Origin of the sequence: Myxosarcina sp. GI1 (assembly GCF_000756305.1) — a bacterium.
Lineage (GTDB): Bacteria > Cyanobacteriota > Cyanobacteriia > Cyanobacteriales > Xenococcaceae > Myxosarcina.
This window is the reverse complement of record NZ_JRFE01000029.1, coordinates 19749-39024: the sequence shown is the minus strand read 5'-3', so window position 1 is coordinate 39024 and position 19276 is coordinate 19749. Positions and strand designations below refer to the sequence as shown.

The 19276-nt window shown below is 39.0% G+C and carries 9 protein-coding genes; all 9 read right to left on the bottom strand.

Annotated features, from left to right (window positions below; all coding sequences use genetic code 11):
- Positions 1 to 10: 10 nt before the first annotated feature.
- Complete coding sequence (locus KV40_RS22805) at positions 11 to 775, bottom strand: MBL fold metallo-hydrolase (protein ID WP_036486332.1); 765 nt, start codon at positions 773 to 775, stop codon at positions 11 to 13.
- 29 nt (positions 776 to 804) lie between these two features.
- Positions 805 to 2646, bottom strand: coding sequence for an adenylate/guanylate cyclase domain-containing protein (locus tag KV40_RS22800; protein ID WP_216595676.1), 1842 nt, complete (start codon positions 2644 to 2646; stop codon positions 805 to 807).
- Between the two features lie 389 nt (positions 2647 to 3035).
- Complete coding sequence (locus KV40_RS22795; RefSeq protein ID WP_156114121.1) at positions 3036 to 4220, bottom strand: MFS transporter; 1185 nt, start codon at positions 4218 to 4220, stop codon at positions 3036 to 3038.
- 236 nt (positions 4221 to 4456) lie between these two features.
- Positions 4457 to 5842 (bottom strand): aspartate aminotransferase family protein, encoded by a 1386-nt coding sequence (locus tag KV40_RS22790; RefSeq protein WP_156114120.1) that lies wholly within the window; start codon positions 5840 to 5842, stop codon positions 4457 to 4459.
- 177 nt (positions 5843 to 6019) lie between these two features.
- Entirely contained in the window at positions 6020 to 6781 is a 762-nt protein-coding gene (locus tag KV40_RS22785) for a class I SAM-dependent methyltransferase (protein ID WP_036486326.1), read from the bottom strand.
- Between the two features lie 57 nt (positions 6782 to 6838).
- The gene (locus tag KV40_RS22780; protein ID WP_036486324.1) at positions 6839 to 11236 is read right to left on the bottom strand and encodes a non-ribosomal peptide synthetase; all 4398 of its coding nucleotides are present in this window, start codon (positions 11234 to 11236) and stop codon (positions 6839 to 6841) included.
- Between the two features lie 81 nt (positions 11237 to 11317).
- Positions 11318 to 16405, bottom strand: a complete 5088-nt coding sequence (locus KV40_RS22775; RefSeq protein WP_036486323.1) for a non-ribosomal peptide synthetase — start codon at positions 16403 to 16405, stop codon at positions 11318 to 11320.
- A gap of 57 nt (positions 16406 to 16462) precedes the next feature.
- A complete protein-coding gene (ectB, locus tag KV40_RS22770) occupies positions 16463 to 17731 on the bottom strand; it encodes a diaminobutyrate--2-oxoglutarate transaminase (RefSeq protein ID WP_036486321.1) in 1269 nt (422 codons plus the stop codon).
- Between the two features lie 54 nt (positions 17732 to 17785).
- On the bottom strand, positions 17786 to 19186 hold the full coding sequence (locus KV40_RS22765; protein WP_036486319.1) for a condensation domain-containing protein: 1401 nt from the start codon (positions 19184 to 19186) through the stop codon (positions 17786 to 17788).
- Positions 19187 to 19276: the final 90 nt, after the last annotated feature.

Genomic DNA, 19276 nt, shown 5'->3' with positions numbered 1-19276 from the left:
ATAAATTTATTCAAAAATTAAATATTTGACCTCGCTTGACAAAACCAAGAAAATTATCTTGTCGGGCATCGGGTAACTTTCCTGGTTGATAGCCATACAACCACATTTTGTTTTTTACTAGCTTGGGCAACTGAAGTAGTTGTTGATAGTGAGCGTGTATATTAGTAGGATATTCGCCTATTTCACAATCTTGAAATATTAGATCTGCTTTTTTATAGTATTTTTGAAGTGTATTTAGGTGTAATTGAGTATCGGTAGTAATAAAAATCTTACTTTTATTTATTTGGAAAAACACACCATAACTGGGCATTAAATAATAGCTATTATCGACATGAGAAACTTTTACCAGATCGAATTTAGTATTCTGCCAGACAAAAAAATTATTGGAGCTAATATAACTAACATTAAAAAAAGTGCTTAATTCTGCTAGATCGCCAGCAATAGAACTCATGCCACCAGACAGAGTTTTCTGCCATAATTCTATACCGACATCTTTACTTAAATATAAATTTGGTTTTTTACATTGGGGATCGAATTTAGTGCTAAATCCAATATATTCTAGTCCTCCAGCATGATCCGAATGTAAATGACTGATATAAATATCTGTAATATCTAAATAAGAAAGACCTGCTTCATATAGAGAAAATCTAATATCCGAACCACAGTCAATTAATAATTTGTTGCCGCGATCGTTTATCAACAGCATATTTGATTGAAAATTATCTGCTCCTACAGTAAAAGCAGAGCCAGAACCCAAAAATAATAATTTAAACATTTATCATTCACTTAGTAAAACGAGATCGACTATCTACTTATCCATTGATATATTTTGTTTAATCTTGCCTCTATTTCTGGAGATTTAGAAGTAAAAGTAATATAAAAGTAATTTTTATTTGTCAGTTTTTCGCTTGCTTTTGCATAAGCGTAGTCGCTAACAGGTTTGGGGCTAGTTGGAGTAATAAAATTAAGTTTTATATTAGTATTGGGCTTGGGTTTACCATTGTTTTCTACTGAATTGATTTTTACTTTTGCTCCTTTAGCAGAAAGTTTTATTAAACTACCTTTAAAAATAGTTTGAGCCACATCTTTTTCTTCTAAAATTCTATATTGAATGGGAATTTCTACTGCAAGAGGAAAAAATTGTTCTTGCTCTTTGGGTAAAAACAGATTGTAGAAACCGTCCATTCCCCAAACATCATAAATCCAAATTGGTTGTTCTATACCTTTAACAGTTACTAGTTTTTGACCCGCAATTTTAACAATAGATTTTACTTCTTTGAAGGTAGATTCAGAAATAAGAATTTGTCCGCCTGTAGTATAAGATTCAATACGATAAGCAAGATTGACTTGACTGCCTACAATTCCGTATTTGGTGCGTTTTTCCGAGCCAATGTTTCCCACAACTGCATCGCCAGTATTAATTCCAATTCCCATTTCTATTGTAGGTAAGCCCATCTGTTTCATTCGTTCGTTGACCGCACCCATTTTTAACTGCATCGCGCAAGCACAGGCGACCGCTCTAATAGCATCATTTTCTTTGGCAACGGGTGCGCCAAATAAAACCAAAATACCATCACCCATAAATTCATCTATCGTTCCTTGATATTCGCTAATTACATCCGCCATGTATTCCAAATAAATATTCAGTATTTTGATTACTTCTTCGGGTGAAAACTGCTCTGCAATTGCCGCAAAGCCTCTAAGATCGGAAGTCAAAATTGTAATTTTGCGCCTTTCACCGCCTAGCTTTAGTTTTTTCTCGGCAGCATCTTTTATTAAAATAGTGACAATATCATTGCTGAGATAACGCCCAAAAACTTGCCGAATCAAACCATTTCTTTCTTCCAAATTGGCATTAGCCTCGGTCAACTGTGCCGTACGCGATTTAACTTTCCACTCTAATTCTTTGGTAGCCTGACGTAATCTACCGATAACCAAGCCGATTCCCAACAAAGATAACATGGATAATCCGCCTAGTTTTAGAGATAATTCATTTATATGATCTTGATTTTGTTCCATAAATTTGTCTAAAGGCTGAGTCAATTCCATAACACCTCTAACATCTCCAATGCGCCAATCTGTCTTGGGACTTTGAGGATGAGTATTATGACAGGAAATACAACTAGCCTTCATCAAAATTGGCATTCCATAGCGCATAGAAAGCCGATTGTTATAGTTTTCCATACGATAAAATGAATCGCCTGGATTATTTCTTAAATAAGTAAGTGCATCTTGTTCGAATTTGTCTTGTACTCCTCCCGTACCATCTTCTACACGACTTGGAAAAGGATAGTCACTATAAACTCGAAAGCGAAAATTGCCTTTTTGTTCGCTGATTCTTTCTCCTATAACAATTGAGTAAGTAGGAGGAATGGGAATTGCGCCTTCAATAGTAGGATAGTTTTCGCTAACTGGAACTTTATGTTTGACGCGATCTACTACATCATCACTGTAAACATCTACTACTTCTTTTAAAGCTTTAAGACACCATTCAGCATTTTTACTGGCTTGTAATTCAACTAGCTCTAAAGAAAGATTTTTGACAGCTATTAGAACGAGTATTCCTCCCGTACACATGAGAACTATCAAGACTATAATAATCCGCTTTAATAAAACACTAACTAAGCGATGCAAAATTTTAGACATCAATTGCTGCATGGTAAATAAATTAGTTTTTATAGCCAGAATTTACTCTGCTCTCAACAGACAAAGCGAGTCAGTAGTTGAGATTTTTCGCTTACGGTCAACGAGCTGACAAAGCAATTAGAACTAAAAATGAATTTTTTTTAGCATAAAAACGAATCGGGAAAAAATAGAGAAGTTCGAGCGAAATTAATTGGCTTTTCTTTATCAAAATGGCGTAAAGCTAGGAAAGCTAAAAGTGACGGTAGTGTAGCAATAAAGTTGACGTAGACGAAACCAGGTCAGTACAGGAAAACCCCATCTTTGAGCGGTAACTTCTGAGTAACGACAGACAATGGGGTCGATAAACCAATTTGTATAGCATTGAAGCGATCGCTTATTGTCATCTATCCTTACAATTTCAGTTTTAAAATCAAGCTTAAATTTAACAAAGTCAATCCCGCACTAAGAACAAACAAACCCGAATAACCAATAGTTTCTGCGATTGCGCCACTGACACTACCCGCGAGTGTACTACTGACAAAGACTAAAGATGTTTGAATGGTAAAGTCTCTACCCGCACTATCGCGATCGCTTTTATCCATCTTGATAGTAGAGGTGGCAGTTTCAGCATAGCCAAAAATTCCATTAAATAAAATCCCCAAGGCATACAAGATAAGCAAGCTACTAAATCCCCAGGCAGGTAACAAAAAACCTAAAATAATTACTGTCTGAAAGCAGCCACCAATAATTAATAATCGTTTGCGGTCTAAAAAATTCACCGTCATACCGCCTGCTAAAGCCCCTACTGTTCCCACACCGTAACTGACAACTCCAATTAATAAACCTATCTGGGCTGCGGATAGTCCTATATCTACCAACAGGGGACGAAACATGGTAATTGCCATACTCGAACCTGTGGTATAAGTAGCCAAAACCAATAGCCACAGCCACAATTCTCGGCGACTAAAAAACTCGCCCAAGTCGCGCCAAATTGGAGGTACTCGTTTGGGTTTGATTCTTATTTGTTCTTGATGCTGCAAAATTGGTAGCAAGGAAACTAACATAATTAAGGCGATCGACAGCATTGTTTTTTGCCAACCGATCGCGTCGAGTAAAATTAACATTCCACCACTGCCAATTACCGCCCCTAAATAATGACCGCTTACTTGAATACCATTGCCCAGACCTTTTTCGGCAGGAGTAAGTAAGTTAATTGCCATCGCATCTGCTGCTATATCTTGACTGGTACAGAAGATACACATGACAAAGCCAATTATGAGTAAGAGATTTAGGTTTTGTTCGATATCGATAAAGGCGCAAACTACCGTTAGTAAAGAAACCAACAACTGAAACAAGACAATCCAAAAGCGATAGTGTCCCCAAGGAGTAAAGCCATAGCGATCGATTAGAGGCGACCAGAGAAACTTTAAGACCACAGGCAAAATTAACAAATTCACTAGAGCGATCGCGCCTAAAGAACTTCCGTGTTGTCGCATATATACTGGCAATGCCTCGTAAAAAAACATTAACGGTATATATTGCGAGACATACAGGCTAGCCAGCAGTCCCATTTTTGAGAAATCGATCTTATTCACAATAGCTTTATTTAATTGTCAATAGTTATTAATGATTTATTTTAAGCAATCGTCTTGTGAAACCCAATTTTGTGCTTTATTCAGTTCAAACATTATCATACTTATTGCTATAAATTTTCATTTAGTTAAAAAATTTGCTCTGATATCTAGCGATCGAGTATTCAGTTTGATGAAGAGGCAAAGAAGTAGATTAAGCTAAGAGTAAATAGTTAGCAAGTTTAATAAAAGCGATCGCATCACCGCAATACATATTCTTTAGATAAAAAAACTGCTTGGGTTAGTTCGGCAATTATATTTTTAATAGTGTTAATTAAATAATTTAAATCTTCCTCTGTGTGGGCAGTGGAAAGGAAACCGCCTAGTTCTCTAAATAAGATTCCTTGATGAATTAGATTGTAATAAAGCAACAAGGCTACAATATCGGGCGAAGTACAATCTTCGGTAAAGTTCACGGCAAATAAAGAACCAAAGTGAACCATTTTTAGAGGTAATTTTTCTTTAATAAAATAAGCATTCAAAGTTGCTACTAACTCGGCTGTGCGTTGGGTTAACTGTTGCTGAAGGGGAACCCCCTGACTTTTTATTTCTAGGAGTACGGCGCGGGCGGTTGCCATTGCGAGGGGATGTTTGCAATAAGTGCCAGCAAAAAAGGTTTTTTTGGCTTGGGGACAAGTGCGATCGCCATAATTCCAGATTCCCCCATCGATCGCATTCATATATTTGGCTTTACCAGCAATGACACCAATGGGCATTCCTCCGCCGACGATTTTGCCGTAGGTAGCTAAGTCAGCTTCAATATTAAACCATGCCTGTGCGCCTCCTGGATGGATACGAAAACCCGTTACCATTTCATCAAAGATTAAGGCGATGTTGTTATCTTGGGTGAATTTTCTTAACTGGTGGAGAAATTCTTTAGGTTGTAGTGACAGGTTGCTAGTTTGGACTGGTTCGACTAAAACCGCAGCTAGTTCTTGTTGGTATTGTTTTATAAGATCGAAAGATTTAGGATTGCCATAATCTAAAACTAAAACATCTTTTACTATACTGGCTGGAACTCCTGGGGCGAGGGGTAAGGCTTGAGGAGTATTATCTAAGGTTTGATTTTTAACTAAAGTGCCGTCAAAATGACCGTGATAAGAACCCGAAAATAAGGCAATTTTAGAACGATTAGTGGCAGTACGGGCGAGGCGAATTGCAGTCATTACCGCTTCTGTGCCAGTATTGCTGAGGGCGACTCGTTCGGTGTTGGTAAGTTGGCAAATTGTTTCGGCTACTTCACAGGCAATTTCCGATCCCAGTCCTAAATGGATACCTCGTTCTAACTGTTCTGAGATCGCCTGTTTGATAAAGGGTGGATTATGACCGAAAAGATTGACTCCATAACCCATACTAAAGTCTAAATATTCATTACCGTCGATATCCCAGATTTTAGAACCTATAGAGCGATCGCCCGCGATCGGATAGCAAATTTCTTTGAGAAGCATGGTAAAAATAATTGAGGCTTTATGGTCGGCGAAATACGGGCGGTTTTGTTCTGCTAACTGTTTGGATTTTGGCGTGCGTTGGTTGTAGTCGTGGATGAATCTTTGTAGGTATTGTTGTTGTGGTGTGGTGAAGTTCATGATTTGACCTTTTGTTTAACAGTAAAAAAAATGTTTGACGCGATTTATCGAATCCAGATAATTTGACAGCGCGATCGCAGCAATAGTCAAAACTTTCAGCGTATTTTGTCCATTGCCTATTGCCTTTTCCCTATCCGATTGACTAGCAAATTAAAAGGCAGACTAGCTTATAACTATTTACTTGCGACAGATAAAATAAACTACGCCAATTCCTCTAGGATGTTGAAAATCTCGTTCTGCATCGTAAACGCTAATATTTCTAAAACCTGCTTCTTCAAGTGCCGAATAAACTTCATCTTGAAAATAGCCTTTAACCGACCAAGTTATATTCGATCGCTGCCATTTTTGTTGTAATAATTCGAGGATGGCAATTTCTATTTGACCGATTCTAGTTTCAAGATTGTAACTACGCAGTAGCGTCCAAACGCAATCATCTTTGATGTCACCAAGTACGGTATCTTGCCAGCTTGAGCGATAACTAGCATCTAATCTTAAGTCGAAAATAAATACGCCATCTGGTAGTAAAGCGTTATAAACATTACAAAGAACGCGAGTTAAGTCTTCAAGTTCGAGTATGTGGTTGAAGCTGACATTAGTAGAAATAACGCCATGAAAGGTAGATGGCAGTTGAAAAAAACGAGCGTCATCGAGGATAAATTGACTGTCGGGTGCATTTTGATGGGCGTAGCGTAACATTTCTACCGAACCATCGATGCCAGTCACTCGATAACCCAGGTTTTGCAAACCTGCTGCTAGTTCTCCCGTACCGCAACAAAGATCGAGAATCTGAAGGAGTTTGGGAACTTCACCAGGAAGATGTTGTTTGAGTAATTTGGCTATTTCTGGTACCCATTGCTTGAGTTCTAAACCCCAAGTTTCGCTGTGAATGCGGGCAAAGCGATCGTATTCTGAATAACGAGTTGTTGTATGAGAAGACATAAAGATTTTTACGATAGATAAATTGTGCAGGGGCGTATGCCGTACGCCTTCAACGGATTAAGTATTCACAGGATTTAAAACGCCTGTTTTAACGAGATATGAAATGTAAATTCCAAATAATTCTCGGTTTATTTGAGGACAATTAATGTCACTATCGGCTAAGAGAGCGATCGCGTTGCTACAGTCATATTTTTGTTTGGGTACGGGCGATTTTTCTGGGTTGGTAAAAGTAGAAATTAGAGGATATAAGGCATTGTTGGTAGAATTATTGTTTAGGCGAGATCGCCATTGTTCGTAGTCAACTAACTTAACGGGATAGCCCAAAAAATCAAGATATTGAGCCATTGCTTTGAGATTAAATGGCTGAGGGTTGCGGAGGTAAAAGGCTTTACCTAAAGATTCGCTTTGTTGGGAGAGATAAACGATCGCTTTACTTACATAATCGCAGGGGCTTAAGTTCCATTCGATGTTTAAGTCAGGGATGCTTCCTAATTGAATACAACCTTTGATAATGCGATAGGTATGATCGTTACTGTTACAAGCACCAGTCTTACTATGTCCCGAAATTCTGCCAGGGCGATAGATAAAAATGGGCATACCGCGATCGCGGGCGATAGTAACTAGTTTTTCTGCTACCCACTTACTTTGGGCATAGCCATCGGTAGGCATTAGGGCATTGTCGATACTGTCTTCTTCTCTAATTATTCTCAGGTTTGAATCTTCTCCTATTCCCTCTTTTGCAGGATAAACAAAGCTAGTGGTAGAAATAAAATGTACGGGTTTGAGTTTTACTTGACTTGCTAATCTGAGAACTTCTTGAGTTCCTAATACATTGGGTTTTTTAAGGGTTTGGTAGGGATAGGTAAAGTTGACTAATGCCCCATTGTGATAGATGTCATCGATTTGGGTTGCCAATTGTTGAAATTTAGATTGGGATAAGCCTAGTAGTGGTTGTGATAGATCGCCAATGACGGGGATAATTCTATTATTAAAACCAGCTTTCCAAAGTAGATAGGATGCGAGATTGTTTTGTAGCTTTTGCTTACCTGACTCAAGATCGGGCGATCGCACCAAACAGTAAATATCCGCTTGGGTTTGCTGCAAGAGTTCGTAGAGTAAAAAAGCCCCTAAAAAACCTGTTGCGCCAGTTAGGAAGATAGCAGTGGGTTTTATATCTCGACTGTAAACAAGTCCATTAGGGTGTATTGTCGGATCTAAAACCGCTTCGGCTTGTAAGTCAATAGAATTAGCTGCATTATCTTGTTTTCCTGCGATTTTCTGAGCGATATTAGCGACAGTAGGCAGTTTAAACAAACTTTGTAAGGAAATTTCGATTTTAAAAGTATCGCGGATGCGGGCAAGCAGTTGGGTAATGAGTAGAGAATGTCCTCCTAGTTCAAAAAAATTATCGTTAATACCCACTCTTTCTAGATTTAAAAGTTCTTGCCAAATCTCTGCTAGCTCGGCTTCTATTGGGGTGCGGGGTGGTGTGTAAACTGCTTCTAGTTCGGGGAGGATTGAATCTGATGCTGGTAATGCTTGGCGATCGATCTTGCCGTTGGGAGTTAGGGGTAAGGTTTTGAGGAAAACAAAAGTTGAGGGGGTGGCGTATTCTGGTAGTTTATTAAGGGCAAAATTACGTAAGTTTTTACTATTGAGGGTTTTTAGTTGTTTTGGAACTACATGTGCTACTAATCGGCGATCTTCTGAGACTGTAACTACTGCCTGTTCTATATCTGGGTGTTGGCTTAATACTGCTTCAATTTCTCCTAATTCGACGCGAAAACCTCGAATTTTGACCTGATTGTCGGTTCTACCCAAAAATTCGATATTACCATCTGGTAAATATCGAGCGCGATCGCCTGTTTTGTACAGTAGGGACGATTCGCGAATCGCCCCTACTACGTGGGGGTTGGGAATAAATTTTTCTGCGGTTAATTGTGGCTGGTTTAAATAACCCCGTGCTAATCCCGTACCGCCGATGTGTAATTCTCCTGGTACGCCGATGGGTACGGGTTGCCCTTGGGAGTCGAGGAGATAAATTTGGGTATTAGCGATCGCTTTACCAATGGGAACTGTTGCAGATTTGTTTTTTGCTTTGATGTCTACTTCAAAAGTAGTTACGCCGATGGTGGCTTCTGTAGGACCATAATGATTGAGAATCTTACATTCTGGGGCTAATTCTCGAAGGCGATCGATTAAATCCCAACTGGCGACTTCTCCCCCTAAGATTAATCGCTGTCGGGGTAATATTTTGGCTGGTTGTTCGGCTGTGAGCAAGGCGTTTAAGTGGGAAGGAACGATTTTAAGACAGTCAATTGAATGGCGATCGCAATATGCCGATAAGGCTTGGGGATCGGAGGCGGTTTCGGAAGGGATGATATGCAAACAGCCACCAGTACACAGGGAAGGAAAAATAACCGTGTTGCCTAAGTCGGCTGAAAAAGTTGAAACTAGGGCGTAGTTACTTCCGGCAGGTATATTTAGTCTGGGTTGAATGGCATAGAAGTAATTAAGTAGTTGTCGATGTTCTATCGCAACTCCTTTAGGTTTACCCGTCGAACCAGAAGTATAAATTACATAGATTAAATTTTCGGGTTTTACTTCAGAATCGGGGTTTTCTTTGCTTTCTCTGGCAATTATCTCTTTGTTACTATCCAAGCAAACTATTTTGCTGTCTAATTCGCGCAAGTTTTGGCTTAATTTTTGTTGGGTTAGTAAAACTTTAGCTTGGGCATCTTGTAGACGTAAAGCTACAGCAGCAGGAGGCAAAGCTGGATCTAAGGGTAAATACGCCCCACCAGCTTTGATAATGGCTAATAAACTAATAATATTCTCAAGCGATCGCTCTAGACAAATTCCTACCAAGACTTCTGATTTTACTTCCAGACGTTGTAGATAATGCGCCAGTTGGTTAGCACGATGATTTAATTCGGCATAAGTTAATTGTTCGTCTTCAAAAACAACGGCAATATTATTAGGAGTTTTTACTACCTGTTCTTCAAACAGTTGGTGAATACATTTATCTAAAGGATGATCTGCTTGATTTTGATTGTATTCAACCAGTAACTTGTGGCGATCGCTTGTATTTAAAATCTCCAATTCGCTAACTTTAGCTTCTGGATTATTAACCGCACTCGCTACTAAATTTTGAAATAAATTGCCCCAATATTTAATATCTTCTAAATCGATAAGATCGCGATCGTAGTGAAACTCGGCGATTAAAGATTCTGCTTTACGTATACAAGTTAGTTTGAGTTTAAATGGTTCAAAACAAACATACTGGCGATCGCTTATAAAACTAACTCCATCTGCACTATATTTATCTGACAAATCTACATACTCAAAGGCAATTCTGTTATTAGAATCTGTATTCTCTTGCCAGAGATAATATTCTTGCCATTGGTGATGATTTTCTAAATTTTGGCTAGTTTGGTCTAATATTTCACTAAATTTAGCTTCGTTTTTAAACGAACAGCAGACGGGCAACCATTTGGCTAATAATCCTAAAGTTTCTTCTAATTCTTCATAGCTTCTACCATCAAAAATAGTCTCTACGGTAATTTCTGACTGTCCCGTAAGTCGCCAGAGAAATATTTGCCAGTAGGTTAATAATAATTTCTCTATTGTGGTGTTATGTAGACTGGCTACACATTCCAATTTATTTACTATTGTTGGATCGAATTGTACGGAATAAACATCCGATTGAAAGTTAATTTCACTAGATCGCTTTTCAAAAGGAAGGGTTGCGGTTTTTGGTGAATCTAATTGTTGCCAGTAAGCTTGTCCTTCTTCTACATCCTCTTCTGTTAGTAATTCGTTGTGCCATTCAGAAAATTGAAGATATTGTGTTGGTTCTTCATCTGTTGCCCCCCTAGCCCCCCAATTCTGGGGGGAATCATTTTCATTTTCCAAGTCCCCCATCCCCTCAAAGTTGGGGGGATTATAGGGGGGCAGGGGATTTAGGGGGCTACTATAGATATAACTAATTTCTTTAACTAAATTTTTTAGAGAAGTGCGATCGCAACACAAAGATGGCAGAGTAATTAAAAGTGTATGATTCTGAGGCGACAGAATAAGTAAAGATAAGCGCAGTAAAGCATCTTTTTCCCAATCGTAAGTATAGTTTCTTTCTGTTTGGAATAATTTATCTATTTCTAATTGCTGTTGCTGGGAAGTTAAATCTTTTAGATCTAACGTCTGCCAAGAAAAGTTACTAACAGTTTCAATAACCTGCATTGGCATTATCATTCCAGGTTGCCGAACAAACCGCGTGCGAAGAATTTCATGGCGGTTGACGATTTGTTTTATAGCTTGTTGTAAAATTTCTACGTCTAGTTCACCTTCAAGATTAACGGCACATTGGGCACGATATGCCGAACTATTGGGTTGTAACGACCAAAGATGTTTTTGTTGGGGCGAAAGCCAAAAACCTTCCAATGTTAAATTTTGCATTTATAGATTTGAATTTTGTAGCGATAGATTAAGTAAAGGAGGGGCGTTTCGCGAAACACCCTTACAAAATATGTATTGAGTTCAATTTGTTTCAGTAATGTTCATTTCCCCCATTGCCACAGCAATTTTGCGATCGCCTGTATAGGAGTTGCGGGCATGGGCAACGCGCATATTGTCTAGCATTAAAATGTCTCCTTGTTGCCAGGGAAAGCTAACTTGGGCTTGTTGGTAGGCTGCGTTAATTTCTGCCATTACTGAGTCTTCGATGGACGCACCGTCGCTGTAGTAAACGTTACGGGGTAGATTAGCTTCGCCAAAGGTTGAAAGGAGAGAATTTCTAACTTCTGGTTCTAGGTAGGAAATATGGTGTAGTTGTACTTGATTGAAGAAAAGAGATTTTCCTGTTTTGGGATGAGGAGAAATAGCGGGGCGTACTTTACGGGTGCGTAAGCCGTTATTGGGCAACCATTCAAACTCGGTTTCCGACTCCCTACAGTATTGTTCCACTAAGTTTTTATCGCTGGTATGAAAGAAGTCTTGCCAACTGACATCTAAACCTTCAATGTAGTTGCGGACGTACATTAATTGTTGGTTTTCTAAGTGCGATCGCAGTTTGGGATTTAGGAGTTGATAAACTCGGTGGCAGTCTACAATTGGGGTTTCTCCTCCTTGTTGGGCTGGTTGGACGCAAAAAAACCAAATTTTGAGGGGATATTGGTGTAGGTGAGAACTTTCGTTATGAAACAAAATAGCGCGATCGCTGGGATAGGGTGTAGATTTATAGACTTTTTCGCTTTTCCCTTCTCTAGGTAAGTCGCCGTAGTTAGCAAAGAGTTGGGGACATATCGCACTGGCTACTCGTTCAAACTTGCTTACTGTATCGGTTTGAAAACCGCGAAACAGAATTGCACCGTGTTGGAGTAAGTTATTTTCTAAATATTCTCTGTGGTTACACGCCCAGTCTGCTAAGTCTATGTCATTGTTATTGGGTTGAATGACTAAAGGAAGATGCTGTTTGGGTTGTAAATAACTGGTGGTAATTAATTCCTGTTGGGCAATAGTAACCGCTTTGGGCTTAATTCGTTTGAATTTATTGAATTTAGCTTTTTTAGTAGTAACTTGCTCTTGTTTCTGCGATTCACTCAGCATTTTTAAAGTATCTATAGGTGTATCGGGGTTATCGGTAATACCGCACAATAAGGTTTGTAGATTATCGGTAATACGGGCGATCGCATCTGGTGTAAATAAATCGCTGCGGTATTTCCAAGTACCTTTAATACCTGCTGCCGTTTCTTCCATAAATAAAGCCAAGTCAAATCTCGCCAAACCCGTATTCAATTCCATCACCTCGACTTGCAAACCAGATAACTCAAAGGCTGGCATGGGAACATTTTGCAAAACGAATAAAACTTGAAATAGAGGTGTAACGCTACTTGTACGATCTGGGCGTAAAGCTTCGACTAATTTGGCAAAAGGTACATCGGCGCGATCGTATGCTGCTAAAGTGGTTTCTCGCACTCGTTCTAATAATTCTCTAAAAGTAGGATTTCCCGATAAATCTCCTCGTAATAATAAAAGATTGACGAAGAAACCCACAATTGCTTCTAGTTCGGGGCGATCGCGATTGGCAACATCTGTTCCCACTATAATATCTTCCTGGTTTGTATAGCGATACAGGAGGGTTTGGAAACTCGCTAGCAGTGTCATAAACAGAGTGACACCTTCTTGAGAACTTAAAGCCTTAATTTTTGTCGATAGTTCGGGAGGTAATAAGAAAGATCGGACAGCACATTCTCTATTTTGTTTTGTTTTGGGTTTATTTACCGCTAATTTCTCTAAATTTAAGCTGGTAGGAATACCTGCTAGTTGTTGCTGCCAGTAGTCTAACTTTTCTGCTAATACTTCTCCCTGTAACCATTGACGTTGCCAGTGGGCAAAATCGGCATATTGAATTGTTAATTCTGGTAAGGGTGACGGGGTTTCGGTAGAGAAAGCCTCGTAAAGAGTAGATAATTCTTGAATTAAAATTGCGATCGACCAACCATCAGTAGCGATATGGTGCATGGTAAATAAGGCTACATAGTCGGTAGCACTTAATTTTAGTAGGGTTACTCTTAGTAGAGGTGGTTTGGCTAAGTCAAAGGGTAACTTGGCTTCTTTATCTGCCAGTCGCAGAAATTCCTCTTCTCTTTCTGCCTCTGGTAAATCCTCTAAACTGACTACAGGAATTTTTAAGGTTAGATTGGGGACAATAACCTGTACTGGCTTTCCTTCTACGAGAGTAAACCTAGTGCGTAAAGCTTCATGTCGTCGCAGAATTTCATTGAGACTTTTTTCAAAAGCGGGAATGTTTAACGAACCAGTCAACCGTACCGCAGCAGGACTATTATAAATAGGAAGATCGGGATTCAACTGCTGGATAAACCACAATCCTTCTTGGGCATAAGTAAGGGGTAAGTTATCGTCTCTAGAAACGGGTACTAGAGGCGGAATTTCTAAAACGTTTTGAGATTGCTTCATCGACTCTACCCCTTTAGCTAATTCTGCTATGGTAGGAAACTCAAAAACATAGCGTAGGGGTAACTCGATCTGGAAAATCTGACGCAACCGTGAAATAAGCTGAGTAGCTAATAAAGAATGTCCCCCGCGATCGAAGAAATGATCGTTGATGCTTACGCAGTCTGTTTTTAATACCTGACTCCAAACCCCTGCAATGACTTCTTCTACTGGAGTGCGAGGTAAAATATCTGATTTCTCTTGGTTGTCTCGATTTATCTCTGGCGCGGGTAAACCCTGTCGATCTACTTTGCCACTAGGAGTTAGGGGTAAAGCATCTAAGAAAATAAAATTTGAAGGGATGGCATATTCTGGGAGTTTGGCTTTGAGGAAATTTCGCAGAATAGTAGGTAGTTCGTCGGTGTCATTATCTTTATGAGGAACAACATAAGCAACCAAACGCTTATCTTCTGGTGTATCTTCCCGCAAGATTACTACAGCAGACGACACCGTTGGATGTTGACTCAATACTGTCTCAATTTCCCCTAATTCAATACGAAATCCGCGAATTTTCACCTGATGGTCGATGCGTCCTAAAAATTCAATATTGCCATCTGGTAGCCATTTGCCTAGATCGCCTGTTCGGTATAGTAGGGGCGAACCGCCGTTCGCCCTTACAGCAAATGGGTTGGGGACGAAACATTCCTTTGTTTTGGTTTCATTGCGCCAATAACCATCTCCCACACCAATACCAGATACACAAATCTCCCCAGGTATGCCAATAGGCTGTAACTGCATCTGAGAATTAACAATGTAAATACTGTTGTTAGCTAAAGGTTTACCTATGGGAACGGTTTTTTGATTCGCTGCCAAAGGCTCGTTAATGATATATTGAGTGATATCATCTGAGGCTTCTGTTGGTCCATAAGCATTGGCTACCTTAATTTCAGGATACAGACTCAACCAACGGTTGACCAATTCCACCGCTACATATTCCCCCGTAATCATCATGCACTGAAGATTGGGTAAAAATCTTTCCTGGGATGATAATTGAGAAACGTAATCGAGTAAACTGCTGAGAACTACAGGAACGAGTTCCACTAGAGTTAGCTTTTCTTGTTTGATTAACTCAAATAACCTATCGGGATTACATATAGTTTCCTTATCGGCAATAACCGTTTTACCACCAAACAAAATAGGTGCGAGGAATTGCCATACGGAAATATCAGAAGACGCTGGCGCACTTTGGAGAAAACTAAATCCTGGCTGTAACTCCAAGGCATCGAATTGGGCGTAGATATGATTAATCGCCCCATCATGTCTGATAATTGCACCTTTGGGTAATCCTGTTGAACCAGAAGTATAGATCGTGTAGGCTTTATCTTTTCCCGTTGCTACATTTTCTGTATTTTTTGTTTCACAGCGATCGATATCTTCTGTCGAATATAAATTAATTCCCTTTATTTCTGTGTCTGCTAAATTATTAGTATCCAAACAAATAATATGCTGCAAATGCCGATAATCTTCTAAACCGTCTGCAAACAAATCTAATAGTGAAAATTGGGTTAAAAGAATTTTTACTTCACTATTAATCAGCATATATTTGAGGCGATCGCGTGGATAGGTACAATCTAAAGGAACATAAGCACCTCCTGCTTTTAAAATAGACAGGATGGAAATTAAAAAATTAATATTGCGTGTTTGATAGATACCGACAAGATCGCCTCGTTCGACTCCCAAGCTATGTAAAAATGCAGCTAATTTACTAACGCGATCGCTTAATTGTTGATAAGTTAGTTGTTCTTGGTTATAAACAACAGCAAGATCGTTTGGAGTCCGCTTTGCTTGTTCGGCAAACAGATCGTGAATTGTTCTATCTACTGGATAGATTTTAGCATTATCGTTAAAACCTCTCAGTAATAAATCTCGTTCTCCGTCTTTGAATAAAACTATACTAGAAATTTCCGTATTTATATTCTTAACAACCGTCTCGATAACATTCAGATAATGTCTAACTAGCGTCGCGATCGCTTCATATTTAAACAAAGCTTGACTATAGATTATTTTTCCTTCTATTACAGAATTATGTACTGAGAAAGAAACTGTTAGATCGTTGTTGAGATTAGCTACACAATTGCGATCGTGAATATTTTCTAACAGAACTACAATATCGTAAAGTGAACAGCGATTTTGTGCTTGGGGTATGGCTAATAAATCCAATAATTCCTCAAAAGCATAATCTTGATGGGTATAAGCACTAATTACATTTTCTTTAACCTGCAATAGAAACTCTTTAAAACTAAATCGATCATCTACATCAATTCGTAAAGGTAAAACATCAGAGGTATTAGAAGGCGATCGATAACTAGGTATCCCTACAATTAAATCGTTGCTGTTAGTATACTTATGCAGCAAAACATTAAATGCTGTCAACAAACACAAATAAATTGATAAAGAAGAACCGTTGGTTAATTTAATAACAGCCTGTGATAGTTCAGCCGACAAGTTAAAAGAGATTTCTTTATTCTTGCCTCGATAAACTTCAGGTCTTAAACAATCGATAAGAATGTTTGTTTCAGGTAATTCTCCTGTTAGCTGGTTTAACCAATAAGTTTTATTAGTTAAATAATTTTGTAGCGGTTTCGTTTTTATTTCTTTTATTAAAGTTTGCATTGAATTATCTAAAAATTAAAATCGTTTTTTTACCCAGATATGTACTTCACCTTGTAGTTACAAAACAGGTGATACTAAACATTTAGTAAAAGCCTGTTGCAAAATCGAACAACCTTTCTGTAAAGTAGCCATTTCAATATTTAAAGGCGGTAAAATTTTAATTACCGTGTCGTTTCTGCCAACCCGTTCTACAATCAATCCCGACTCAAAACACAAAGAAGTAATTTCCTTCGCCAAACTCGCGCCACCAAAATTAGCTAAATCTATGCCCCAGATCGCGCCAATGCCTCGAATAGAGATGCGATCGCTAATCGAGCCAATTTCTTCTGTCAAAAAAGTGCGTAAAAAAGTCTCTTTAAGTTTAATTTCTTTTGACAAGTTATCATTTTGCCAATAATATTCTAAAGCTGCTCTTGCTCCCACAAAAGCCAATTGATTACCGCGAAAAGTACCAGTATGTTCCGCAGGTTGCCACAAATCTAAGCCTGATTTAATTAACAGCAATGACATGGGAAAACCATAGCCACTAATTGATTTTGATAGCACTACCAAATCGGGAACAATATTAGCTCGCTCGAAAGAAAAGAAAGAACCAGTACGCCCACAACCAACTTGAATATCGTCACAAATTAAGAGAATGTCGTGGCGATCGCATAATTCTCTCAGTCTCTGCAACCACTCTACAGAAGCAACAATAATTCCTCCTTCTGCTTGAACCGTTTCAAAAATAATTGCTGCTGGTTTTTCGATCCCCGAATTAACATCATTGAGTACCGAATCTATGTAGTCAATAGTGTCGAAAGTCGCCATAAATCCGTACGGATAGGGCATAAAAGTAACGTTATTTGATGTACCCCAAATCCCTTCTTTAATAGTGGTGTTTCCCGTAACGGCTAAACTACCAGAAGTCATACCGTGAAATGCTCCCATAAAGGAAAATATGCCCGTTCTTTGCTTAATTTTTCTAGCTAACTTTAAAGCTGCTTCTACCGCATTTGTTCCCGTAGGACCACAAAATTGAACTCGGTAATCTAAATTTTTTGGCTTTAAAATCGTTTCGGAAAGCTTAGTTAGAAATTTTTCTTTAGCCGAAGTATGTAAATCTAAACCGTGAATAATAGTATCGGAGTTGAGATAGGACATAACTTCTTGTTTGATTTTCTCATTGTTATGTCCGTAATTTAAAGCACCCGCACCTGCTAAAAAATCGATGTATTCTCTTCCATCATTAGAGTAAATTATCGAACTTTTTGCTCGATGAAATGTAGCAGGAAAACTACGACAGTAACTTCTAACATTTGATTCCCATTGTTCAAAGACATTCATGGCGTTTTTTGGTATAAAAAGTAAAGATAAGTAGAGGTGATTCGCGAATCGCACCTACAGAGGTACAACATCAAAATTAAAGGTTGCTTCTCGTTCTAAAATTCGAGTAAATTCTCGTTCGGATGGCGTTAGTAAAGATAAGTCCTGAAGACGTGCTTGGGGATTATTGACTATACCCTGTAGCAATATTTCTAAATGCTGAAGAATGCCTTCAATAGTAACAGCATCAAAACGGCTACAGTCGTAAGAAATTTCTATAGTTAATTGAGCAAAAGGATAAATTACGATGTTGAGAGGATAATTAGTTTTGTATAAAATATCGGTCATTTCAATCTCTAATTCCCCCTGACTTACCTGAAACGTTGACAGCATCGGTACTTTTTCAAACACCACCAAACTTTCAAACAAAGGCACATCTCGCGGTAATTCTGTCCAGCCTTGAATATCTACCAAAGGACTGTATTCGTACTGGCGCATTTCTACTAACTGCTTTTGTAACTGCTGACTCCAGGTTAGTAATTTTTGCCGTTCGTCTACTTCTACCCAGACAGGTAAACTATTGATGGTCATTCCCACCATCAATTCTACGTCGCTTAATTCTACGGGACGACCTGCGGTAGTATAGCCATAGACGACTTTCTTTTCTCCCGTATAGCGACTTAGAAGTAAAGCCCAAGTTGCTTGCATGAGAGTATTTAAAGTTAACTGATGCCGACGCGTTAGAGATTTTAATGCTGTGGTTGTCGTCTCGGATAACAAGCGTCTTTGCTGGTCGTATTTTTGTTCTTTATTAGAACTTTGCTTGGTATACAAATTACTCAGGGGTGTTGGTGCTTTTAAACCCCTAAGCCTCTCGCGCCAAAAGCTTTCCGCTTCCTCAAAATCTTGTTTCTGCAACCAGGTAATATAGTTTTTAAACGCACTACCAGAGGTTAAAGATGCCTCGCGTTGCTGGCAAAATGCCTCGTATAACTGCACGAATTCACTTAATACCAAAGCTACCGACCAACCATCCATATTAATAAAATGGGAAGTCCAGACAAACTTATAAGTATCTTCATCCAAACGGAATAAAGTTATTCGCATCAAACATTCTTGAGCCAGATCGAACCCCAAATCGCGATCGCGCTGCAAAAAAGACTCAAATTTCCGTTCTTGTTCTTCTACAGTTAATCCTCGCCAATCTTCTTGCCCAATTGGTACTTGTACTCGTTGGTACACCACCTGTAGGGGTTTATTGATGTCCTCCCAATAAAAACCCGTCCGCAAACTGGTATGACGCGCTACTACTTCTTGCCAAGCGCGATCGAATGCGTCAAAGTTAAGTTTACCCCGTAAAGTAAATATTTTTTGAACGAAGTAAAAACCCGATTCTGGTGCATAAATACAGTGAAATAAAATTCCTTGCTGGATCGGCGATAGTTCGTAAATGTCTTGAATATTTTCGGTTTTCATTAGTGTTTGTCTCGTTTGCTTGTATATCGCCCCCTAAATCCCCCAAGACGAGCGACCCCGCGCCGACGACAGGCGCAAGGGAATGCGCGA